The sequence below is a fragment of the Peijinzhouia sedimentorum genome, from assembly GCF_049340005.1.
GTDB lineage: Bacteria > Bacteroidota > Bacteroidia > Cytophagales > Cyclobacteriaceae > CAXBDP01.
Genome location: NZ_JBMPIY010000005.1, coordinates 189,884 through 213,727, shown reverse-complemented (window position 1 = coordinate 213,727; position 23,844 = coordinate 189,884). Strand labels below are relative to the sequence as shown.

Sequence of the window (23,844 nt, the reverse complement as noted above, 5' to 3'; positions counted from 1 at the left end):
TCTTCACTTACTGTCTTTAATGACCATTACCTCGATTTCAGCCATCTGCTTCACCAGATCCAAATCATAAGCAGCCAAGGCCTCCCTGAGCAAATCGACTTTACCTAATTCCGCCTCCAATAGGATATCGACTCTACCTTCATAATCCGTTTTATCTATCACTGGAACCCGTGTATGATTCAGGTATTTATGATTCAATTCATACACAAGTCTACTCATATTATGATTTTTCAGATAAGCCCTATAGGGCATAAATGATAAGTCCCATTCATCCGGATCGTCTACAACGCTTGCAAATTTTTCTTTTTCACTCGTTCGAACCAAAGCCCAGACTTCCTCCACTCGCAATTCTGTTTTTACTGTATACTGCGGAAAATACCTTGCTAAATCTTCCATAATCAACTCATGGGTTCGATGAGTCTGACTCGGCGGAATAATAATCTCATAACAAAAAGTATTATCGACCATCCATTCAGGCCAAGATTGCTGCTCATCGACCTTGGTGAGTGGACTAGGATCTGCGACTTCTATGCGGATCTTACTAGTATTAAAACTACTCTTTTGGGTTGGGAGGTAAGCCATGCTAAAAAGATTTGGAATACTGGAATTGACCGCATATACTCGTTGCGATTCCCCTTCTTCTGGAAAAAAGGGCTGATAAGACCTGATACCTCCTGCATTCTCTATATACCCCATCAATGTGGACTGCATCAGGATTTCCTTGTCCTTAATATGCGTATTACCCATTACTAAGGGCTCATCACTATATACTTTTACAAGTTTTCTATTCTCCTTTGCATTAGCTACCACCTGATTTTGGCTTATGGCCCTTTTAATATTTTCTTCATTGACTCCATCTAAGCCAGTGATCGCAAGCACTTTTCCTGTACCATCAATCCACACATAATGAGGTAAAGATTGATGAGGGAATAAGAGATGTGCATATTTTTCATTTACAACCAAAGGTAATTTGTTGCTTGTACCTGTGGCTTTTTCCATTCTGCTAATGGCTTTAGTTGCGGTAACAGCATCTTCATACGTGATCGGGATTATTTGCAAATCATCCTTATACTTCTCCTGTAGCAAATTGCTCTTGGGCATCATTTGTATACAGGGAGCACACCAGCTGGCCCAAAAATCCAGTATAATAACCTTCCCAGAATAATCGTTTAAACGTAATTCCGATTGATCATAATTTAAAACCTCCTGCATAACTATTGGGGGTACCTGCTGTCCAATTTCTATGGGAGTAACCTCTGTACTGGTAATGCTATTGCTTTGCTCCAATGCCCAACCTTTTTGGGTACTCAGCATAATCAAAAAAAGTAAAAATATCTTTCTCATTTTCTTGTGTCCTTTTGGGTTAATCTTCACTTACTGTCTTTAATGACCATTACCTCGATTTCAGCCATCTGCTTCACCAGATCCAAATCATAAGCAGCCAAGGCCTCTCTGAGCAAATCGACTTTACCTAATTCCGCCTCCAATAGGATATCGACTCTACCTTCATAATCCGTTTTATCGATCACCGGAACCCGTGTATAATTCAAGTACTTTTCGTTCAATTCATACACAAGCCTACTCATATTGTGGTTTTTCAGATAAGCCCTATAGGGCATAAATGATAAGTCCCATTCATTAGGATCGTCTACAATGCTCGCAAATTTTTCTTCTTCACTGGTTCGAACCAAAGCCCAGACTTCCTCCACTCGCATTTCTGTTTTTACTGTATACTGCGGAAAATACCTTGCTAAATCTTCCATAATCAACTCATGGGTTCTATGCGTTTGATTAGGTGGAATAATAATTTCGTAAGAAAAGGAATTATCAACCATCCATTCAGGCCAAGATTGCTGATCATCTACCTTGTTGAGAGGGTCAGGATCCTCGACTTCTATGCGGATCTTACTTGTATTGAAACTCTTTTGGGCTTTGGAATAAGCCATGGTATATAGGTTTAAAATGCTGCAATTGACCGCATACACTCGTTGAGATTCCCCTTCTTCCGGAAAAAAAGGCTGATAGGACCAGATGGGTCCAGCATTCTCTATATACCCCATCAATGTGGACTGCATCAAAACTTCCTTGTCCTCAATATGCGTATTAGCCATCACTAAGGGCTCATCACTATAGACTTTTACAAGTTTTCTATTCTCCTTTGCATTAGCTATCACCTGATTTTGGTTTATTGCTCTTTCTATATTTTCTTCATTGACTCCATCTAAACTAGTGATAGATAGCACCTTTCCTGTATGATCAATCCACACATAATGAGGTAATGATTGATGAGGAAATAGGAGATGAGCATATTTTTCATTTACCACCAAAGGCAATTCGTTGCTTGTACCTGTGGCTTTTTCCATTCTGCTAATGGCTTTAGTCGCAGTAGCAGCATCTTCATACGTGATAGGAATTATTTGCAAATTGTCTTTATACTTCTCTTGCAGTAAATTGTTCTTGGGCATCATTTGTATGCAGGGAGCGCACCAGCTAGCCCAAAAATCCAGAATAATTACCTTCCCCGAATAATCGTTTAGGCTCAATTCTGATTGATCGTAATTTAAAACCTCCTGCATAACTATTGGGGGTACCTGCTGTCCAATTTCTATGGGAGTAACCTCTGTACTGGTAATGCTATTGCTTTGCTCCTGAGACTGTGCCTTTACTACAAGGCATAGCAGTGCCAGTAAACATAAAATGCTTATCTTTTTCATACTTCTAATGTTTGGTTAAAATTTAATTGTGTCTTTTAAATTGATTGAGTTCGTAAGGCTCTTTCAGGTAGGTTTTTTAATGACATTTACTCGGGCATCATTCAATGTCATTAACCGGGAAGGCAAAATAAGGTGGATAATATGGAGCCTTGCTCTAAGCATTCTTGACCTCATTTTTATTTAAGACATCCAAAAGTTCATAGATAGATTGGATATGACTTTTATCATCCTCATTACAGCTTTGCAGCTCTATTTTATTGAGAATAGATAGTATAGAATTGTAGTATCGTTCTATGTCGCTCAAATCTTTATTCTTTAAATGAACTTCGACTTTTTGTAAGTCTTTATTAAAGTAAATCATATTCTTCCCTTTAATAGGGATAAATATACTGTTTAAAAGTATAAAGCAAAAATAATTCTCCTATTTTTCAGGATAAATATCCATTTTTAGTAACTTTCCGTCCTTAAAAGCAATTTTAATCGATATTTGATGTCAAACATGAAGCAAAGATCTAAGCTGGGTCAATTTTTAGATACAAGAGCTGTCAACCAAGCTGCAATAGTTAGAATGACAGGAATAGGAAAAAATAGAATTTCTGAACTCGCTAAAAATGAAGATGCAAGAATAAAAGCAGATGAATTATATCTAATAGCCAAAGCAATAGATGCAGACCCATGCAAACTTCTCAATCTAATCTGCAGCGACCTCCAACTAACTGGAAACTAACTCAATCCCGCTTCCCATCAACTTTCAACTCTTTTTCTTCAACAAAACAATCATCCTACATCAACATCTTCCCACTTCCTCCAGCTCCTAAGGAATGGCATCATAATAGCCCAAGGAGCAGCCGTGGGATAATAGATCAGCACAAATCAATTTACCGACCGTAGGTGAGCCTCCCGCAAAATCGTCTGAATCTGAGATAATACGCCATCAACTGCACTCCATCCTACCTCAACCAAGCCCTAATCCCCAATCAAATACTCTCCATCTTCCCAAATAATAACACACCTCCAACCTCCTCTCAAGAGGAGACTTTCTCTTTAACACTCCATCCTCCATTCTCCCTCAACTTCCCCTCAACCGTCCTCCGTCAACCGTCAACTCTTCCATCAACCATTCTTCCTCCACCCCCTCTCCAAAATATAACCAAATCACTTATATCCTCTTAATATCTAAAATTTGAATAGTAAATATTCCTGTATTAAAATAAAATTTACTACAATGTAATTTTTTAACATTATGATATTTACTACTTTAACAATATTTATTAAAACCCTACCAGTATGAATAATATATACAATAATCTATACACGATTTATCAAAGCTACGCCTTAGCCAATAATTCCTTCAGCACCGAGATGGATGCTTCTGAATTTTCCAATCTATTACAAAAATGGAATGATGAGTTATTGAGAACTCGAGAGACATATATTGAATATTTATCAGACAGTCCAATTAGCAACCACAATAAAGAAACCGAGAATATTCAAATCCTAAATTTAGTAGCATTAATGGGTGAGCTTTGGGATGACATTAGTCCTCATCATTCATTGCCTTTCAATTCAATTAGCAATGAACACAATTACTTGAATTTGAATCTTCACTTCTATAATTCTCTTGAAGATTTATTGAGTTTCTACGAAAGCTTTATAAATAATACCCAATCACAAAACCTCTTAAGAGATCGAATCTATTCAGTAATTTCTCAACGATACATAGTAGAGCACATTCCTTTGTTACAAGACAAGCTTGAAGAATTTATTGGAGATGAAATATTAAAACGAGTCGTATTTTCTGCATTTTTAAATTTCTCAAATCTTTCTTTTCCCAAAACCAGCAATTTCGATTTCATTCACTTAAAAAGACTTCTGAGAGAAATTTGCTTCAACACAGTTGGTACAGAAACTGAAAGCAACTTATATACATGGTGCATTTTCCATAATTTTAATACTCTTGAATTCTACGAGTATGCAACAGAGAATTTTTTAGAGGAAATTTATTTACCAGAAACGATGGGAGCAAGTCTCCAAAAGGCAAATGATTTATTAATTTCTTTAAAACAATTGAATGTGCTTAAGGATAGAATATTAGTACCTAACCTTGAAGCAACAAGTATATTTTTGGCTAAGTGGCTCAAACAGGAAATCAACAAAATACAAACAAAAATAGAATCCAAAAGCCAGTCTAACACCTCAAATAAATCAGCTGAATTATCAGAGTACACAATTACCACTAACCTTTCGGTAGGTCAACTAAGTGTATTAACTGAAGCCTTCATTGAAACAAATGTTTTTCATGTTAATAATAAGTCTCTGCATAATAGATTTTTAGCTAAGTATTTCCTCACAACTAAGGGAAAAAATTTCTCACCGATCAGCCTTAGAACAAATCAAAAGGATGTCTCCGAAAAACACCTTAAAGACCTAAAACAAAAACTACTTAAGTGTATCGAATACATTGAGAATTTTAATAAAGACTAGTCAATTGAATTACAGACCTTTCGAAAACTACTATAATATTATAATTTGAAATTGATTTGCAAATATCTAAATTCATAAGCATAACAAATTCTTCAATTCGTGAAAACTAAAAGAATATGCATTTACGAAGATGATATCCAAAGAGTTATTGGTAGAAGTCTTCGATGTTCCTAGATGACTTTAAAGAAAATGAAAGCATTTTATGAGAAAGTGCATTCGCAAAAAATTAGCGTATCAGAATTTGCTCAATTATCGGGTATCCCAGAAGCCATGATTAGGCCATGTTTATATGAAATTTTTGGAAGTAGGTATTAGTCCGACTTCCCATGACTAAATATTTTATCCCTCCTTTTTTTAGAATTAGCTGCTGTTAATCGAATTTATTCCCTCCATTTAATACCTAAGGTTATTCTTTTGACATTAATTAACTGACTTGAAATGGAGCGATTTGCAATCATAAATGTCTACTTCGAATTAGTAAGATATATAGTAATATTCCTCTTTGGATATACTGCCTTTGACAAACTAATCAATTGGGCCAATACAGTTCAACAAATGAATCAGCAATTGCTGCCAGAATTTGTAAAGCCACTATTGCCTTTCCTAATCCCGTTTCTTGAACTTCTTATTGCTCTCCTTTTAATCATTGAGTACACCAAAAAGCAGGCATTGCTAGCAAGCGGTTTCCTTATGGCCTGCTTTACGACCTACGTTGCTGTCGTTCTCTTTAATGATTTTAGCCATGTGCCATGTAGCTGTGGAGGCATTATCCGCTCTCTTACTTGGGAACAACACTTGGTTCTGAATTCAATTATAACCCTCCTCATATTTTCATCATATTTCTCATACAACAGATTGAAAAAGAGCGAATTATTGAAAAATATTTGAATGGCCATTCGATGAGGGAAACGCTGAAAACCTGAAATAGAGTAGGCAAATTTTTAACTAAAGTTTTGTTGCTTTTTTTTTAAAAAGCTTCCACTATTATGAAACATTTAAAAAGTATCCTAGCAACAATTGCCTTTGTTATGGCAATTTTCCTTGCCCAAGCTATGCATTCCAGCGATGAGAATGTAAGGCTATTTGGCAAGCAAATCGACCCAATTACCCAAGCGGTTACATGGATCGAAGTGACTGATCTCGAAGAAGGAGAAGATTATACTTGCTTTGAAAACCCAAGTGAAACCTGTACCTCCCAATTGGTCAATGATGATCCAGTAATGGGAATCGAACAAGGTGGCACACAGCAACCAGGTAATTTCTTCTTATACTAACTGAAATAGGGATTCTTCTGGAGGGATAGAATTCCAATTCAGTGAACGCAGGCACCTTTTAGGTGCCTGTTATTCTTTTTTGTTCAAAAAAAACCTACACTATCTATTAGGTAACAGCTGTATTCAAGTTGGTTCAGATTTAATAGCTAAATTATTTCAGCTTCTCTTCAGTATTCTAAAAATTCCTCCTGATTCTATAAACACAAGGAAGTCAATCTACTTTTCATTCCGATATGGTAGATTTTAAAAGGCTGACAATGAATTAAGGGGCAGGAATCATCTCAGGTTGATTACGGCCTGGTGTAATATCTTCTTTTTTGGTGCAGCTTGTACTTGCAAACAAGCCTACGACTAGTAATATCAACAATGTCTTCTTCATTTCGTCTTTCCTTTTATACTTGAATGATTTCCAATAAATTGAGAATTTCTTGACATCAAATTTACACTTATTTCATCTCAATTGTTCCACCAAATTACATATTGATTTGATTCATAAAAAAAAGCTAGCCAAATAATTTTAGCTAGCTTTAATTGACAGTTTAGGGATATTTACAATTTAAACGTAATTGGCAATCTCATTCTTACTTTTACTGGAGCATCGTTTTGCATACCTGGCTTCCAATTTGGTGCATTTTCAACTACTCTAATCGCTTCACGGTCGATATCCTCTGACACTCCTTTGAGTACTTCTACATTGCCAATGGAACCATCAGTATCGATGATAAACACCAAAAATACTTTCCCTTCAAGCCCTTGGCCTCTGGCCGCTTGTGGATATTGAATATTAGTACCTACATAGTTGTAGAAAGAGCTCAACCCTCCTTCTGGCTCAGGTTGCACTTCCAATCTGAATGAATCATAAATTCCATCACTATTAGGCTTCGCTTGCTGCTTTACTGGAACTTCTATATACTTGGGCATTTCCATAGAAGAAGGCATTTCAGAAACTTCGCCAAGCTCATAAACCTTTCCATCCTTCACTTCTATCATTTGGAATGAATCAGGGTTTTGACGAAGTCTTTCTACAAAGGATGTAGCCAAAGCATTTTTTTCTTTGGTGTCTAGGTTTGTACCTACTACCAAGTACTTACCAGCTTTAGCTTCCATTGAACCATTTTTGAACATCATAAAATCCTTTGCTTCCGGTTCAGGTGCAGTGGAAACATTAATATTAAAGTCACCAGTTGGCACTTGTAATACTGCGTTGTCCTCTACTTCAATTATTTGATCCATCTCATTTACTCGCTCACATGAAAATACGGTAACCATAAAGGCTATTAACGGCAAGGCAAATACTATTCTCCAAGCTGCATATTTCTTTTTTGGCAATTGCATCATTTTAATTCTTTTAAGTGTTTTAATTTTAGAAAAATGCCTAGCAAAGCCTATTGAGAAATTTCGAAGTGCCATTTTGGCAAGGAGTTGAGAATATGTGCTAATATCTCCATCCTGTGTAGCTTTGTCATCAGCAAGGTACTCATGCACTTCTTCTATTTTATGAGAGTACATGTAGATAAGTGGATTGAACCATAATAGAACTTTAAGGAACTCCACCAAAAGTAAATCATAGGTATGCCCTTGTTTGGAATGAGCTAATTCGTGGTCTAGAATACGATTTTTGTCTGCCTCATCCATAGGCACGGAGTTATCAAAAAAGATATACTCCATATAAGAGAAAGTGGGTAATTGGCCATTCGTATCTATTACCCACGCACCTTTATAATATCTAAGTCTTCGGTCTTTATCGAAAAGCAATTGCCGAATAGAAACCCATCTGTAGGTAAGCTTAATCCCCATTATCATAAACCCAATTAAGTACGTTGCCAACAGTGCTGTTGTATAGGGATTCAGTAAGGGGGATGCGTTTTCCGCATAAATCACCACCTCGCTGAGAGTCTGGGTGGTACTCACAAAAATTGGTAAATCACCACTTTTTTGTGTGGTTGGAATTTCCAAAATCGGTATTATAAAAGACAACAATAAAGAGCCTAATAAATAAATTCGATTTTGCAGAAAACTATTATGTCTGGATAAAATACAAATGTAAAAAAGATAAAAAACAACCAGACAGATAGTGGAGCTCATCAAAAAAGCTACCATAATCTTAATGTTTAAGGTGTTAAATAAATTGTTACAGGCTGCATAAAGCAGCCTTTACAAAGAATTCTTTCTGCTTAGTCGATGTCGTTTTTAACGACCTTCATAAGCTGATCAATTTCTTTTATATCCATGTTTTCATCCTTAGCAAAGAATGATACTAGGCTTGAAAATGATCCTTCGAAATATCCCGATATAAATCTTTTCAAATAGAAAGACTTGTAAGCATCCCTATCAATAATTGGATAATATTCGTAGGTTTTGCCGTAAGCTTTGTAGTCTACAAAACCCTTTTGTACTAAAATTCTGATAATGGTAGAAACAGTGTTGTATGCAGGCTTAGGTTCTTCAAACCTCTCCAAAATATCCTTTACAAAACCCTTTTCAAGATCCCATAAATGTTGCATTACTTGTTCCTCGGCTCTTGTTAATACTCTCATAGTTTTACTTGACTTATTAAATAATATCCAAATATAAAACTATCCGGTTAGTTTGCAAACTAAGTTGATAGTATTTTAAGAAAAAAAACAGAAATTATATTTGCGTAAAGGCAAACGTCAGAATATTAGCACCCATTCTTAGTGCCTTAAGTCTCACTTCTGGAGAATCATTGTGGATTTTCTGATCTTCCCAGCCATTACCTAAATCACTTTCGTAACTGAAGTAACATACAACTCGCCCTTCATAAACAAGAGCTAAACCTTGTGGAGGCAATCCATCATGCTCGTGAATCTTAGGAATACCTTCAGGAAAGCTAAATTTAGTATTGTAGATAGGGTGGTCAGGAGGAAGCTCTACAAATTCTAACTCTGGAAATACTTTTCGCATTTCAGGAACTACAAATTCGGACAGGCCATAATTATCATCAATATGAAGAAAGCCTCCTGAAATCAGGTAAGACCTAAGATTTGCTGCATCTGAAGGGCTAAATAATACATTACCATGCCCTGTCATATATACATAAGGATAATTGAACAATTCGGCACTTCCTACTTCCACTTCATCTTCTTGTGGAGAAATGTTTAAACCCAACTCCTCATTACAAAAGGAGATTAAATTGGGTAAAGCCGTTTTGTTCGCATACCAATCACCCCCTCCCGCATATTTCAGTTTGGCTATTTTATAGGAAGCAAATTGAGCATGAAGTGTTGGAACTAAAAGTAATGAAATCAGAAAAAGAGAAATTAGATATTTGATTTTAGCATTACTCATAAAGTTCCATTATTAAAAGTCTGTAATATGAGCCCAATTCTCCCCAGATTTTATTCTATACAACTGCATTTCACTGATTCCAAATTGCTTTGCAATCATTCTCATGCGAGTTTTTCTGTTTGGGTCATTTATCAATCTCTTAATCATACGCACCTTTGCCGTTGTAAGTTTATGTCCTTTGTATCCTGGCTTTTCTAGGCGCTTCTTCCTGCTTTCTTTTACAAACGGACTACCTTGCTGGTGAACTTCCATTTGTTCTTTGGTAGCCCATTTCAGATTAGTAAGCAGGTTATTCTTCTTATTATAATCAAGGTGGATCACGAATCGGTGATCATCGGATGGCTTAGGAAGGAATAATTCAGCTACAACTCTATGAATATACAAAGTGAGATAACTGCCTTTGGGTTTTAAATTGAGGGTTGGATAACCTCCTGTGATAGTACCTTTAATCAAATCTCCCTCTAATACTTCCGAGGTAAAACTTATTACTCTGCCGTAATTGGATACAGCGTACTTTTTTCTGAGCAGACCAGGTTCCATCGGAACAATAGCCCACTTTTCGTTGTAATGCGACTTAATCTTCGTCATGTGTAATTAATCTCTTCTGCTTGATAAAATGTGATCATGGCGTTGGTTATTTTGGTATCTAAAAATAGATAAAAATGTTTTCCAGTTCTATTTAATAACTGTTTTCAGCTTACTCTATTTGATAATCGGCTCATTATAAAGTTTGGTTTTTGATTTGAGCATACAAACGGTTGTTAGGCGGGAGGAATTTCTGTTCTTTATCCTTTCAAACGCTCCCATTTAGCTATATTTGCAGCATTATGGCAAAAAAATTTAATAGAACTACAGTAACTGCTGCCCTACCTTATGCAAATGGTCCTGTACACATTGGGCATTTGGCAGGTGTATATATTCCAGCAGATATATATGTGCGATACTTGAGAAGTAAAGGAGACGACGTGGCATTCATTTGTGGCTCTGATGAACATGGAGTACCCATTACATTAAGAGCGCAAAAAGAAGGAACCACTCCGCAAGCTATCGTCGACAAGTATCATACACAAATACAACAGTCTTTTAAGGAGTTTGGTATTGCATTCGATATATATTCTCGAACATCATCTCCAACTCACCATGATACCGCATCAGGATTCTTCAAAAATCTCAATGATAAAAATGAATTCATTGAAAAAGAGTCTGAACAGTTTTACGATGAAAGTGCAAATCAATTCCTCGCCGATAGATACATAATGGGTACCTGTCCCAAATGTGGCAATCCAGATGCCTATGGCGATCAATGCGAAAAATGCGGCACATCACTAAGTCCTGATGAATTGGGTGATCCACGATCTATGTTAAGTGGCGCCAAGCCCATCAAAAAGAATACTAAACACTGGTACCTACCGCTTGACAAATACGAAAATTGGCTTCGCGAATGGATTCTTGATGGCCATAAAGCATGGAAATCCAACGTTTACGGTCAATGCAAAAGCTGGATAGATCAAGGCTTGCAGCCAAGAGCGGTTACTCGCGATTTGGATTGGGGAGTGCCTGTTCCTGTGGAAGGAGCCGAAGGCAAAGTATTATACGTTTGGTTCGATGCGCCGATTGGTTATATATCTGCCACTCGTGAGTGGGCAGAGCAGACTGGCAAAAACTGGGAAGATTATTGGAAAAAGGATGATACAAGACTTGTCCACTTTATAGGTAAGGACAATATTGTATTCCATTGCATTATTTTCCCTAGTATGCTTAAAGCACATGGAGATTACATACTACCAGATAATGTTCCTGCAAATGAGTTTTTGAACCTAGAAGGAAATAAGATTTCAACCTCCCGCAATTGGGCAGTTTGGTTGCATGAATACTTGATTGATTTTCCAGACAAGCAAGATGTTTTACGCTATGTCCTCACTTCCAATGCACCCGAAACGAAGGATAACGATTTCACTTGGAAGGATTTTCAAGCCAGAAACAATAATGAACTAGTGGCCATTTTTGGCAATTTTGTAAATAGAGCAGTCGTCCTCACCAATAAATATTATGATGGCGCTATTCCAAAACCTGGTAGTTTTTCAGAAAATGATCAAGATCTGATCAAAGCTATTTCAGAATTTCCTGCAAAAATCACGGCTTCATTAGATCAATTTAGATTTAGAGAAGCATTGGCAGTTTTGATTGATTTGGCTAGAACCGGAAATAAATATTTGGCAGAAAATGAGCCTTGGAAATTGATTAAATCGGATGCTGAAAGAACCGCTACAATAATGTATCTGGCGAATCAAGTAGTGGGTAATTTGGCAATATTATCAGAGCCATTCTTACCTCAAACAGCCATTAAACTGAAAGTAATGCTTAACCAACCAAACCTCTCTTGGAATGAAGCGGGAGGTCATGAAATCCTCAGCGTAGGACATCGCATCGCTGAGGCAACATTGCTATTCCAAAAAATAGAAGATTCAGAAATCGAAAACCAAATTCAAAAATTGGAAAACACGAAGACTCAAAATATTGCTAACAATGCAGAATTAACTATTCCTGCAGCTAAGCAAATAATCACTTTCGACCAATTTGCTGGAATGGATCTGAGAGTCGGGACAATCCTATCTGCTGAGCCCGTTCCAAAATCGAAAAAGCTACTAAAACTTCTGGTTGATACAGGATTAGATCAAAGAACAATTCTAAGTGGGATTGCGCAACATTTCAATCCTGAGGAATTAGTGGGCAAGCAAGTTACGGTGCTGGCCAACTTGGCTCCACGACCTATGATGGGAATGGAATCGCAAGGAATGGTATTGATGGCTGAAGATTTGGACGGCAAGCTCCGTCTTTTGGTGCCAGAGCAAAAAGTTGCAGCTGGCTCTACAATCAGCTAATCAGTCGCTTATTTATACTTGCCAATTTTCTCTTCAATAGACACGTCAAAGTCTCTTTTGCAATGGAGCCTCAGGTTAATTACCAATTCCTGAGCTCCTGCTTGGAGACAGGTGTTTTTGGCTTCAGCAATGACAGACATCACCTCTTCATATGTGCCTTCTATAAATGTCTCAAGTGGACCAATCTGGATAAATAACCCTGATTGCTGGAATACTTCGAGAGCCTTATCTATAAGCGCATAAGGTTCATTTTCTGTTGAAATCGGCACAAACTGTACAGAAGCATGGATGATATGATGCATATAATTAATCGTTAAAATTGTTCATGGTATTCTGAATGCCGGCAGTACAGAATGAGATCGCCATTTGGCAGGCTTTATCCAAAATAGGTACTATCTCATCCAGCTCTTTGTTTGGGAAATTCCCAAGTACATAATCTATCTGCCTTCCTTTTGCAAAATCATTCCCTACACCAAATCGTAGTCTTGCAAATTCCTGTGTTTTGAGCAGTTCCGCAATATTTTTCAATCCATTATGCCCAGCATCAGATCCCTTTGGTCGCATTCTCAATTTGCCAAATGGTAAGGCAATATCATCAGTGATTACAAGCACATTCTCAATAGGAATTTTAAGTTCTTGCATCCAATAATTTACTGCCTTTCCACTTAGGTTCATATAAGTAGTTGGTTTTATTAGATGAATACTCTTGCCCTTCACCTTTATTTCTGCCTTATGCGCATATCGCTCCAAACTAAAATCTGTCTTATGCTCATCGGCCAATCTATCTAACACCAAAAAGCCTGCATTATGTCTAGTGAGCTCATATTCCACACCCACATTCCCTAGCCCAACAATTAAATATTTCATTATCAAATAGTTAAAAACCATTAATAGCAATTCAAAAAAGAGTTCAAACGAATCTTAAAGGAATGAATGCTGAAATTTAGACAAAAAAAATCCTGCATGAAGCAGGATTTTTATATAGACTTGTGATACTATTCTTCAGTGTCACCTTTTTTACCTTTAAGAGCTCTAGGTATTTCTACTGTAGCAATCGTAACAAGTGAGTTTGTTAAAACCTCTAGGTCTTTAACTTCAACCTCTCCTACTTTCACTGACTTACCAAGATCTAGCTTACTTACATCAACTGGAATAAAATCAGGAAGATCTTTTGGAAGACCTTTAACCTTCATTGCTTTCAATTTGATTTGAAGCTTACCACCTTTAATTACACCTGGAGCAGTACCTGTTAACTTCACAGGAATATCGATTTTCACAATTTTACCAGCCTTCAGCAATAAGAAATCTGCATGAAGAATCATTTCACTTACTGGGTGAAACTGAATATCTTGAAGAACTGCTTCATAAAGATCGCCTTCAACATTAAGTTTCACTAAATGTACCTCTGGAGTGTACACTAATTCTCTGAAAAGAATCGCAGGTGTGTGAAAATGAATTTGTGAATCACCTCCGTAAAGCACACATGGCACATTACCGTCTAGACGAAGCTGCTTAGCTTCGGTTTTGCCGAGATTTGCTCTTTTAAACCCTATAATCTCAATTGACTTCATTTGTATATAAATTAAAAATTAAAAAAACTCAAATAAATAAAGAGCTTATGCTTCGGTCATCAATCACCGAACCAATTGCCTTTCCAAACATATCTGCAACAGACAGAACTTTGATTTTATCAGATGGTTGCTTTAAAGTAACCGAATCAGATACCACCAATTCCTCCAAAACAGAATTTTCGATATTTTCATAAGCCTTACCCGATAATATTGGGTGAGTACAAATAGCTCTTACCGAAATTGCTCCTTTTTCTTTCAAAAGTTGAGCAGCTCTACAAATTGTACCCGCTGTGTCAACAATGTCATCTACCAACACCACATTTTTCCCTTCTACATCTCCAATCACTTGCATAGAGGCTACTTCATTAGCTCTTTTTCTATGCTTATCACAAACCACCATTTCGGTTTCCATATGCTTTGCAAATGAACGAGCTCTGCCGACTCCACCTACATCTGGAGCAGCAAAAATCAAGTTATCCAATTTCAAACTCTTCAAATAAGGAATGAAAATGTATGAGCCATCCAGATGATCTAACGGGATATCAAAAAACCCTTGAATTTGGCCTGCATGCAAATCGCAAGTCATAATTCTATCTGCACCAGCCGAGGTAATCAAATTTGCAACAAGTTTAGCTGCAATTGAAACTCTTGGCTTATCCTTTCTGTCCTGCCTTGCATATCCATAATATGGAGTAACAACCGTCACATACTTAGCACTTGCTCTTCTTGCAGCATCAATTATCAACAAAAGCTCCAGCAAATTATCTGCGGGAGGATTGGTAGATTGTACTATGAAAATATGACACCCACGTACAGACTCAGTGAAACTTGGAGACATTTCTCCATCACTAAATTTAGAAATTGTCAACCCTCCTAAAGATGTACCATAAGATTCTGCAATCTTCTGACCCATATCGTGAGAATTCGTTCCGGCAAAGATTTTTACAATGGACATATTGAGAAATTGATGCTTGGAAAAATTGAGCCACAAAAGTAGGTATTTCTAAACTTAGAATAAAATTCTTTATTACAATCCATTCACATTCAGCAATAATTCTTCTATTAACGAATCTTCAACAACCACAAAATGTAATTTCGATTTCACATTCTAAAGGTCTAACTTATATTTACCAATATTGCTTTAACGAAATTAGATTTGGCAGAATTTTACTTTGTAAAGGCAATAGCAAATACCATTTATGTAAAAAGCTAATTCTCGTCGATTTTCAATTTACTTAAACCAAACTTATGAAAGATAATAGAAGAGATTTTATCAAGAAAACTGCTGCTGCTGGATTGGGACTTGGGCTTGCAAGTATGCCTCAATTTAGCTTTGCTGCAGATAAAAAAGATGACAAATTGGTCGGCATAGGCCTGATTGGCGTAGGTTTAAGAGGCAGAAACCATTTGGATTTGCTATTAAGACGAGATGACTGTACCGTAAAAGCAATATGCGACATTGACCCTGCTGCCACCAATTTAGCACTTGATATGGTTCAGAAAGCAGGTAAAACAAAACCGGAAATCTATGGCAAGGATGATTTCGACTATCTCAATTTACTGAAGCGGGAGGATATACAAGCGGTAATAATAGCCACACCTTGGGAATGGCATACCAAAATGGCTGTAGCCACAATGAAGCATGGAAAATACGCTGGCATCGAAGTTTCAGCAGCAAATACATTAGAAGAATGCTGGGACTTAGTAAATACCTATGAAGAAACCGGAATGCCCTGCATGATTCTGGAAAACGTTTGTTATCGTAGAGATGTAATGGCCGTGCTGAATATGGTCCGCCAAAACATGTTTGGTGAATTGATTCATCTTGAATGTGGCTATCAGCATGATTTACGGGAAGTGAAATTCAATAATGGCAAGCAGGCTTATGGCGGTGGAGTGGAGTTTGGTGAAAAAGGATTTAGCGAAGCCAAATGGAGAACAAACCATTCTGTTTACAGAAATGGAGACTTATATCCTACGCACGGAATTGGGCCAATAGCCACCTATTTGAATATTGACCGAGGCAATAGATTTGTTTCCTTGGTTTCTATGGCCTCAAAAAGTCGAGGCTTGCACAATTATATAGTTGACAAAGGAGGTGAAAATCACCCAAATGCTAAAGTGAGATGGAAATTGGGCGACGTAGTTACTACTCAAATCAAGACAGCTCTCGGCGAAACTATTATCGTAACACATGACACTAATTTACCAAGACCCTATTCACTGGGATTTAGAGTTCAGGGCGAAAAAGGTATTTGGATGGACTTAAATAAATCAATCTATCTTGAAGGTACCAGTCCACAAGCTCACCGATGGGAAGATACTTCCAGCTACTTTGAGAAATATGATCACCCGCTTTGGAAGAAATATGAGCAAAGAGCAATCGGTGCAGGACATGGTGGAATGGATTTTTTTGTAATTCACGCGTTTATTGAAGCTGTAAAAAGGAAAGCGCCAACTCCACTCGATGCCTATGACGCTGCGTCATGGAGTGCAATATCTCCGCTTTCAGAAATATCAATAGAGAAAGGAAGCAGTGCGGTAGAATTTCCAGATTTTACAAGAGGACAATGGATTAATCGCAAGCCCACATTTGCATTGAATGATGAGTATTAATTCAATCATTGAGCTTGACAATCCGCTTTTAATTCAACTCGCAGATCATTTTAATTTAGAAGGATCAATTGAATCCTTTCAAAAAATTGGCTCAGGACATATTCATCAAACTTTTCAGTTGAGAAGTAAAACTGATTTAATGCTCCTGCAAAGAATTAATAGCAATGTATTTCCAATGGTGGATGAATTGCAAAATAACTTGAGAATAATTGAGGAGCATTTCACGCACTCATCTGATCTTGATGATTTAGGAATGAGCTTTCTAAAGCTCAGGAAATCAGTTTCTAAAACCTTATTTAAAGAAAATGCTCATTATTGGCGTGCCTTTGAATGGATTAACAGCAGCGAGAGTTTTGATAAAGCTCCCAACAGCGAATATGCCTTCGCAGCAGCTCAGGGATTTGGACGCTTTGTAAAAATCCTTTCCTCCCTCCCGCTTTCTTCCATACATTCTGCCATTCCTGATTTTCATGATGGGAAAAGGAGATGGAATGAGTTTGAAAAAGCTTTAATTAAAGCAAATCCAAATAGAAAATTGGAAGCGACGGGATTAGTTGAATTTGCTCAAAGGAGAAGTAAACTTTTAATATCAATTACCCAGAAAATTGAAAACGGGATTACACCAGCTCGCCTCACACACAACGACACCAAGCTAAATAACATATTGTTTTACAGCGGTATACCAAAGGTAAAATGTGTAATTGACCTAGATACAGTAATGCCAGGAAGCATGCTATTCGACTTTGGCGATATGGTAAGAACCATATCGAATGCTGCAAACGAGGATTGTGAAAATTTAGGTGAAATAAATATTGACGAACAATATTTTGAAGCTATTTGTCGAGGATATTCAACAGAAGTAAAAACCCTTATAACTAAGGATGAAAAAGAAGAATTGCTAAATGGGGCAAAATATATGTGCCTAATTATTGGCTTACGCTTTTTGACCGATTACCTAAATGGAGATGTATATTATCCAACACAATACGAAAATCATAATCTAATACGAGCCAGAAACCAATTTAGATTGGTTGAGATATTGGAGGAGAAAGGTAAGGTTTGGAAAGAAATAATCAACAATAATTTTAAGAACTAAATCTCTAAAATAAAACCCAAACCGAAATTTCAATTTGGATTACAAATCACTTAGAAGTTCCTAAATTCACTTATTGTTTAAGGATTCATAAATATCAATAATAGCAATAACTCCTTCATCACTAGTATGCTTTAATTTAGCTTTAGAGGCTTGCTTTTTCACCTCCTTTTCATGCTTACCAAAAATTTTGAAGAAATCATTTTTAGGCTTAGGCAATTCCACCAGTTTACCATCAATGAATGCAAAATAATATTCTGCTACCACTAAATAAGATTTAGGATCCCCCATATCGAAACTGGGATCACGCGTTGGAGCTACATAATCTATCAAGGCCTTAGCCATTACTTTATCACTAATCTTTCTTACAAACCCACCATACTCAGATTTTGGCCAAATCTTCTTTAAATTTTCATAATATTCAATTTTACCTGTATCGGGATTTAACCATTCAAATTTCAGGATAGTATTCCTAACGTAATTTTTTGACTCGTCTTGAAATTCAAGCAACTCCTCATCAACTTTATATCTAAATGCTCCTTTTTTTGTTGACTCATCAGTAAAAGTAACCACACCTTCTCGGTAATTTTCACTCAAATAGGGTTTAAGAATTGCATCATTTGACACTGCTTCACCAGCTCTATAGTTCATTCTAGTTTTATTTCCATTTACATCAATCACGGATCCAATACCAGTCAATTGCGAGAAAGACTCAAGTGACTGAAATACCATAAAAAGAAGCATGAATAGAAATGATAACTTATTTTTCATAACCAAAGTTTTAAATATTGGGTAAATCCTATCAAACAAAAACCTAATCTAAATAAACTACATTCATTAGTATTGAAGCAGTGATTTAATAATATTAATGAGAATCAAATTCACATTAATAAACACCTAATTTATTAGTGTACGCAATATATTTCTTAAAGATTCAAATACTTTTAAATTTGATTAATTCAACCTTGGTAAACTTAATTTCAACTTTACAGCACATAATCGAATAGCCACCACAATGCTCATAGAAACAAACAAATTATACTCACGAGCCATCCCTAATTCATTAAATAAAAGATACATAATTGCTCCTGCCAGGCATGCCGATGCATATATTTCCTTTCTGAAAAGTATTGGAACTTCGTTGGTCAATGTATCTCGAATGACACCACCCATTACAGCAGAAAACATTCCCATAATTGCAGCAATTTCTGGCTTGACTCCAAGAGAAAGAGCTTTCTCAACTCCCAAAACAGTAAAAAAGCCAATACCCAATGTATCAAACAGAAACATGGTGCGACGGAGCTTATTTACCATTTTAAAAAATACAAAAGTGACTAAAACTCCAACCAATATTGCATAGAGAAAATTGATATCGCCAATCCAAGCTAATGGATAGCTCCCAAGTAAAATATCACGCAAACTACCTCCACCAATAGCTGTAATAAAGCCTGTGAAACCCGCTCCAAACAAATCGTGCTCACGGTGTTGCACCGCCAATGCACCAGAAATGGCAAATACAAATGTTCCACAAAGCTCAAATATATATTGAATATCCATTGGCTTTTCTAAATTTTAATAATGCAATTTTAGCCAATTTTTATATAAGATAAACTATTAACTTTTTGCTAAGTTTAAAACTAAATGAAGTCCTTTGCTCAACTATTTTTACAACTAGACCAAACAAACAAAACCACTGAAAAGGTAGCTGCTCTCAAACAGTATTTTGAGAGAGTTTCTGATGCTGATAAGGTTTGGGCAATTGCACTATTTACCTCACGCAAACCCAAAAGAGTTGTAAAAACCACTCAACTTAGACAATGGTCTGCAGAATTGGCCAATTTGCCAGATTGGCTATTCGATGAAGCCTACAATGTGGTGGGAGACTTAGCTGAAACCATCTCTTTGCTTATCCCCGATAGCAGTTCAACGGAGGATAGAACTCTGAGTGAATGGATGGGATTTCTTTCGGCACTTTCTCCACTAGATGAGCTGGAACGGAAAAATGCCATTATCAATTCTTGGCATAAAATGACACAGCAAGAGCGATTCGTATTCACAAAATTGATCACTGGTGGCTTTAGAGTAGGCGTTTCTCAAAACTTGTTAATCAAAGCTATTGCCGACTTGTATCAAATTGAGTCTGCTAAAATCACGCATCGGCTTATGGGCAATTGGGACCCCTATTTCATTACTTTTCAAAAGTTGATTTTAGAAGAAGATTTGAATGAAGATCTGTCAAGACCATACCCTTTTTGTTTAGCTCATTCATTAGATAAAAAGTCAGATGAAATAGGCGAATTAGCAGATTGGATAGTTGAGTGGAAATGGGATGGCATAAGGGCGCAATTGATCAAGCGGAAGGATATGTTCTATATTTGGTCAAGAGGTGAAGAGTTAGTAACCGATAAATACCCAGAACTCCATCCGCTTTTAAATTCCATACCAAATGGAACTGTTTTGGATGGCGAAATCATTCCGTTCAAAGATGGAGTCCCACTTCCATTTGGCATATTACAAACTCGAATTGGCAGAAAATCAGTGAGTAAAAAACTACTCCAAGATGCTCCAGTAGCTTTTATGGCTTATGATCTGCTCGAATTTGAAGGAGAAGATTTTCGCGCTGAAACTACTGAAATTCGCAGAAAACATTTAGAACAATTAGATGCTCAACTCGAGGAGCACTATCAATGGAATTTATCTAAGCCAGTGCCAGCCAGTAATTGGGATAGCCTAAGCGAACTCCATAAAAAATCTAGAGAATATATGGCTGAAGGCTTTATGCTAAAACATAAAAACTCTTCATACCATACTGGCCGCAAACGAGGTGATTGGTGGAAATGGAAAATTGCTCCTTTAACCATCGATGGAGTTTTGCTTTATGCTCAAAAAGGTCATGGCAGACGCGCCAATCTCTACACCGATTATACTTTGGCCGTTTGGGATAATGATCAACTTGTACCTTTTGCCAAGGCATATTCCGGGCTTACAGATGCAGAAATCAGGAAAGTAGATCAATATGTAAAAAAGAATACCCTTGAGAAATTTGGTCCAGTACGTACGGTTACTCCAGCATTAGTTTTTGAAATTGGATTCGAAGGAATTCAAGAATCAAAAAGACACAAATCTGGAATTGCACTACGATTCCCTAGAATCCTCCGCTGGCGACACGATAAAAAAGTAACCGAAGCCAATAAGCTCGCTGACTTACAGGAATTATTAGATCAATATGGCAAATAATTTCACCTCCCGCCTCTTCTAAAATACTACTTCCACCCAACAGATATTTTTATTACCTTTTCTCAAATTATGCCTCTATGAGAAACATACTCCTCCTCCTATTATCAATTACCATATTTGCTTGTTCAAGCCCAGTTAAAAGTCCTGCACTTGAACCAGGTATATCTTGGGAGCTTGCCCAATTCAGAAAAACAAATTTAGAAAATGTAACTTATCAACTTCATTTTGACATTCCTAAGAATAATGAAAATCCAATCCCTGCTAGTGTTAATATTTCTTTCGACCTTTTGAATGAAATAGACCAATTGCCAATAGATTTTAATGAGACCGCAGAAAAAGTGAAAACCGTAACTGCCAATGGCGAAAGCATTGAGGTTGTCCATGAAAAGGAACATATCATTGTAAGTGGTAAATTTTTGCAGCTTGGTAATAATGCTATTAAAATAGAATTTGAAGCAGGCGAAAGATCACTCAATCGCAGTGAAGATTTTCTATACACATTGCTCGTTCCAGATCGCGCATCAACCTTATTTCCAAGCTTCGATCAGCCGAATATGAAGGCCAAATACACGCTTTCCTTAACAATTCCAGAAGCATGGGAGGCAATGGGAAATGGGCCATTGCGGAGCAAAACCACAGAAAATGGAAGAACAACGATCCAGTATAAAGAAACCGAAAAAATTCCAACTTACTTATTTTCATTTGTTGCAGGTAATTTCCAATCTGTAACGAATGCCGACGGTGGCCGAGCAATGACCATGTTACATCGTGAAAGTGATAGCGCAAAAGTCACACGTAATATTTCGGAAATCTTCAAATTACATAGGCAAGCTCTGAATTGGCTTGAAGATTACACAGGCATCATTTATCCATATCAGAAATTTGATTTTGCGCTGATTCCACCTTTTCAATATGGTGGTATGGAGCATGTTGGAGCTATCCAATATAGAGCATCTAGCCTAATGCAAGATGAAAATGCGAGCCAACAGCAATTGCTTGGCAGGGCAAGTCTTATTGCTCATGAAACAGCACACATGTGGTTTGGAGATTTGGTGACGATGAACTGGTTCGATGATGTGTGGATGAAGGAAGTTTTCGCCAACTTTATGGCTGCCAAAATTGTAAATCCTGCATTTCCAGAACTCAATCACAACCTTAGGTTTTTACTCGCCCATCACCCCGCAGCAATGAGTGTAGATCGCACTGAAGGTAGGCATCCGATCCAGCAGGAATTAGAAAATCTCAAGCAAGCAGGCAATCTATACGGACCAATAATTTATCAAAAAGCACCTATAATGATGAGACAATTAGAGGCTAAACTTGGTGAAGATAAATTTCAAATAGCCTTACAAAAATATCTTTTGACCTTTGGGCATGGTAATGCAACATGGGATGATTTGGTGGAAATACTCGATGAGCAAAGTGATGAGAACATAAAGCTTTGGAGTGAATTATGGGTAAAAGATGCTATATTTCCAAAGATAGAAATTAAGCAAGAAAATGGTCAATTGATTGTAAATCATCCAGATGGGAAATTCCTCCCGCAGATTTTCACCGTTGCGCTCATTAATGCAGGTAAGCGGGAGGATATAACTGTTGATATTCAAAATGCCAATTTTTCCATTCCACTCAGCCAAGAGTATTCTTACATTATCCCAAATGCTGATGGAATGGGATATGGATATTTTCCTCTATCGGACGAATCAATTTCCCTTATCCCGGCACTCGAAGACCCCATTTTAAGAGCTTCAGCCTACATCAATTTGTATGAAAGTGTATTGAATAATGAGTATTCGCCAATTCAAGCAATTACGATTTTCAAAGAAGGGCTTACTGTAGAAACTGAGCAGCAGATAACTAGTAGGTTATTAGGAATGGTTTCGTCTATCTATTGGAGATATTTGAGAGAAAGTGAGAGAGAAGAAATCGCTACGGAATGGGAAAGTTTCATTCTAGATAAATGGGAATCAACAGAAGCACAAGGGGATAAAAGCACTTGGTATTCAAGTTATACAGGAATGGCTATAAGTGAGGCAGCAGCCAAAAACATGGAAAAATGGTGGCGGGAGGAAAAACCTGTTTTGGGACTTAGTCTTAGCGAAAGCGATGTCACCTCACTTGCGGCAGCGATCGCATTGAGGGAGGTGGAAGCGACAGAAGAAATACTCGCAAAGCAACCAGAAAGAATCAAAAACCCTGACAATCGCAAACGATTCGAATTTGTAAGCCAAGCACTTAGTCCTAACATTGAGGTCAGAAATGCATTCTTTGAATCACTAAAAAATGCGGAAAATCGCCAATATGAACCTTGGGTAACGCAAGCAATGGGCTATTTGAATCATCCAAGCAGACAAACTCAAGGACTGGAATATCTACCGGAAGCTTTGTTGCTACTAGAAGAAATTCAAATCACAGGCGATATTTTCTTTCCGAAGGCATGGCTTGATGCTTCATTTAGCGGGCATAATAGCAAGGAAGCTGCTGACCTAATTCGTCAGTTTTTGGCAGATCATCCTGATTTCAATCCTCGTCTAAAGCAAAAGCTATTGCAAGCAGCTGACCCAGTGTTTAGAGCAGAAGCTATTTTGTGGAAAAAGGAGATTGAGAAATAATCAATGAGAACAAACATTGCATGAAATACAATGTTCGTTTAAGGAATTCGTA

General features: G+C 37.1%; 21 protein-coding genes. 9 read left to right on the top strand and 12 right to left on the bottom strand.

The features are described 5' to 3' along the window. Positions 1 to 3 precede the first annotated feature (3 nt). Together ACOXY8_RS09655 and ACOXY8_RS09650 are read right to left on the bottom strand one after the other, a co-directional pair. Entirely contained in the window at positions 4 to 1,344 is a 1,341-nt protein-coding gene (locus ACOXY8_RS09655; RefSeq protein WP_458331373.1) for a TlpA family protein disulfide reductase, read from the bottom strand. A 26-nt stretch (positions 1,345 to 1,370) separates the two neighbouring features. Then, the gene (locus ACOXY8_RS09650; RefSeq protein ID WP_458331372.1) at positions 1,371 to 2,714 is read right to left on the bottom strand and encodes a TlpA family protein disulfide reductase; all 1,344 of its coding nucleotides are present in this window, start codon (positions 2,712 to 2,714) and stop codon (positions 1,371 to 1,373) included. A gap of 499 nt (positions 2,715 to 3,213) precedes the next feature. On the opposite strand from ACOXY8_RS09650, the gene ACOXY8_RS09645 reads away from it, so the two are divergent. The 4 genes from ACOXY8_RS09645 (at position 3,214) to ACOXY8_RS09630 (ending at position 6,472) form a co-directional block, all read left to right on the top strand. Further along, complete coding sequence (locus ACOXY8_RS09645) at positions 3,214 to 3,441, top strand: helix-turn-helix domain-containing protein (protein WP_458331371.1); 228 nt, start codon at positions 3,214 to 3,216, stop codon at positions 3,439 to 3,441. 560 nt (positions 3,442 to 4,001) lie between these two features. Beyond that, a complete protein-coding gene (locus tag ACOXY8_RS09640) occupies positions 4,002 to 5,198 on the top strand; it encodes a hypothetical protein (protein ID WP_458331370.1) in 1,197 nt (398 codons plus the stop codon). A 438-nt stretch (positions 5,199 to 5,636) separates the two neighbouring features. Next, a complete protein-coding gene (locus ACOXY8_RS09635; protein WP_458331369.1) occupies positions 5,637 to 6,086 on the top strand; it encodes a MauE/DoxX family redox-associated membrane protein in 450 nt (149 codons plus the stop codon). Positions 6,087 to 6,184: 98 nt separating this feature from the next. After that, complete coding sequence (locus ACOXY8_RS09630) at positions 6,185 to 6,472, top strand: DUF6520 family protein (RefSeq protein WP_458331368.1); 288 nt, start codon at positions 6,185 to 6,187, stop codon at positions 6,470 to 6,472. Between the two features lie 549 nt (positions 6,473 to 7,021). Here the strand turns inward: ACOXY8_RS09630 and ACOXY8_RS09625 are convergent. The 4 genes from ACOXY8_RS09625 to ACOXY8_RS09610 all read right to left on the bottom strand — a co-directional run bounded on the left by ACOXY8_RS09625 (position 7,022) and on the right by ACOXY8_RS09610 (position 10,369). Further along, the gene (locus tag ACOXY8_RS09625) at positions 7,022 to 8,428 is read right to left on the bottom strand and encodes a TonB family protein (protein ID WP_458331367.1); all 1,407 of its coding nucleotides are present in this window, start codon (positions 8,426 to 8,428) and stop codon (positions 7,022 to 7,024) included. A gap of 218 nt (positions 8,429 to 8,646) precedes the next feature. Then, positions 8,647 to 9,009 (bottom strand): BlaI/MecI/CopY family transcriptional regulator, encoded by a 363-nt coding sequence (locus tag ACOXY8_RS09620; protein WP_458331366.1) that lies wholly within the window; start codon positions 9,007 to 9,009, stop codon positions 8,647 to 8,649. A 94-nt stretch (positions 9,010 to 9,103) separates the two neighbouring features. Beyond that, complete coding sequence (locus ACOXY8_RS09615) at positions 9,104 to 9,781, bottom strand: DUF4159 domain-containing protein (protein ID WP_458331365.1); 678 nt, start codon at positions 9,779 to 9,781, stop codon at positions 9,104 to 9,106. 12 nt (positions 9,782 to 9,793) lie between these two features. Then, on the bottom strand, positions 9,794 to 10,369 hold the full coding sequence (locus tag ACOXY8_RS09610) for an NUMOD4 domain-containing protein (protein ID WP_458331364.1): 576 nt from the start codon (positions 10,367 to 10,369) through the stop codon (positions 9,794 to 9,796). Positions 10,370 to 10,608: 239 nt separating this feature from the next. Between ACOXY8_RS09610 and metG the strand changes: the two genes are divergently transcribed. After that, positions 10,609 to 12,663 carry a methionine--tRNA ligase gene (gene metG / locus ACOXY8_RS09605; protein WP_458331363.1) on the top strand — a complete coding sequence of 685 codons (2,055 nt, stop codon included), beginning with the start codon at positions 10,609 to 10,611 and terminating at the stop codon, positions 12,661 to 12,663. 8 nt (positions 12,664 to 12,671) lie between these two features. Here metG and ACOXY8_RS09600 read toward each other — a convergent pair whose 3' ends face one another. The 4 genes from ACOXY8_RS09600 to ACOXY8_RS09585 form a co-directional block, all read right to left on the bottom strand. Next, the gene (locus ACOXY8_RS09600; RefSeq protein ID WP_458331362.1) at positions 12,672 to 12,965 is read right to left on the bottom strand and encodes a thiamine-binding protein; all 294 of its coding nucleotides are present in this window, start codon (positions 12,963 to 12,965) and stop codon (positions 12,672 to 12,674) included. A 4-nt stretch (positions 12,966 to 12,969) separates the two neighbouring features. Further along, the gene (pth, locus tag ACOXY8_RS09595) at positions 12,970 to 13,530 is read right to left on the bottom strand and encodes an aminoacyl-tRNA hydrolase (protein ID WP_458331361.1); all 561 of its coding nucleotides are present in this window, start codon (positions 13,528 to 13,530) and stop codon (positions 12,970 to 12,972) included. A 128-nt stretch (positions 13,531 to 13,658) separates the two neighbouring features. Beyond that, the gene (locus tag ACOXY8_RS09590) at positions 13,659 to 14,234 is read right to left on the bottom strand and encodes a 50S ribosomal protein L25/general stress protein Ctc (RefSeq protein ID WP_458331360.1); all 576 of its coding nucleotides are present in this window, start codon (positions 14,232 to 14,234) and stop codon (positions 13,659 to 13,661) included. Between the two features lie 28 nt (positions 14,235 to 14,262). After that, positions 14,263 to 15,189, bottom strand: coding sequence for a ribose-phosphate pyrophosphokinase (locus tag ACOXY8_RS09585; protein WP_458331359.1), 927 nt, complete (start codon positions 15,187 to 15,189; stop codon positions 14,263 to 14,265). Between the two features lie 293 nt (positions 15,190 to 15,482). Here ACOXY8_RS09585 and ACOXY8_RS09580 point away from each other — a divergent pair, with 293 nt between their 5' ends. After that, on the top strand, positions 15,483 to 16,850 hold the full coding sequence (locus tag ACOXY8_RS09580; protein WP_458331358.1) for a Gfo/Idh/MocA family protein: 1,368 nt from the start codon (positions 15,483 to 15,485) through the stop codon (positions 16,848 to 16,850). Beyond that, on the top strand, positions 16,837 to 17,946 hold the full coding sequence (locus ACOXY8_RS09575; RefSeq protein WP_458331357.1) for a phosphotransferase enzyme family protein: 1,110 nt from the start codon (positions 16,837 to 16,839) through the stop codon (positions 17,944 to 17,946). Before ACOXY8_RS09580 ends, ACOXY8_RS09575 begins: the two co-directional genes overlap by 14 nt. A 66-nt stretch (positions 17,947 to 18,012) precedes the next feature. On the opposite strand, the gene ACOXY8_RS09570 is transcribed toward ACOXY8_RS09575, so the two are convergent. Together ACOXY8_RS09570 and ACOXY8_RS09565 are read right to left on the bottom strand one after the other, a co-directional pair. Then, positions 18,013 to 18,714, bottom strand: coding sequence for a hypothetical protein (locus tag ACOXY8_RS09570; protein ID WP_458331356.1), 702 nt, complete (start codon positions 18,712 to 18,714; stop codon positions 18,013 to 18,015). A 183-nt stretch (positions 18,715 to 18,897) separates the two neighbouring features. Then, positions 18,898 to 19,500 (bottom strand): trimeric intracellular cation channel family protein, encoded by a 603-nt coding sequence (locus ACOXY8_RS09565; protein ID WP_458331355.1) that lies wholly within the window; start codon positions 19,498 to 19,500, stop codon positions 18,898 to 18,900. Positions 19,501 to 19,584: 84 nt separating this feature from the next. On the opposite strand from ACOXY8_RS09565, the gene ACOXY8_RS09560 reads away from it, so the two are divergent. Then, positions 19,585 to 21,180 carry an ATP-dependent DNA ligase gene (locus ACOXY8_RS09560; RefSeq protein WP_458331354.1) on the top strand — a complete coding sequence of 532 codons (1,596 nt, stop codon included), beginning with the start codon at positions 19,585 to 19,587 and terminating at the stop codon, positions 21,178 to 21,180. Between the two features lie 77 nt (positions 21,181 to 21,257). Continuing rightward, positions 21,258 to 23,792 carry a M1 family metallopeptidase gene (locus ACOXY8_RS09555; RefSeq protein ID WP_458331353.1) on the top strand — a complete coding sequence of 845 codons (2,535 nt, stop codon included), beginning with the start codon at positions 21,258 to 21,260 and terminating at the stop codon, positions 23,790 to 23,792. The last annotated feature ends 52 nt before the right edge of the window (positions 23,793 to 23,844 follow it).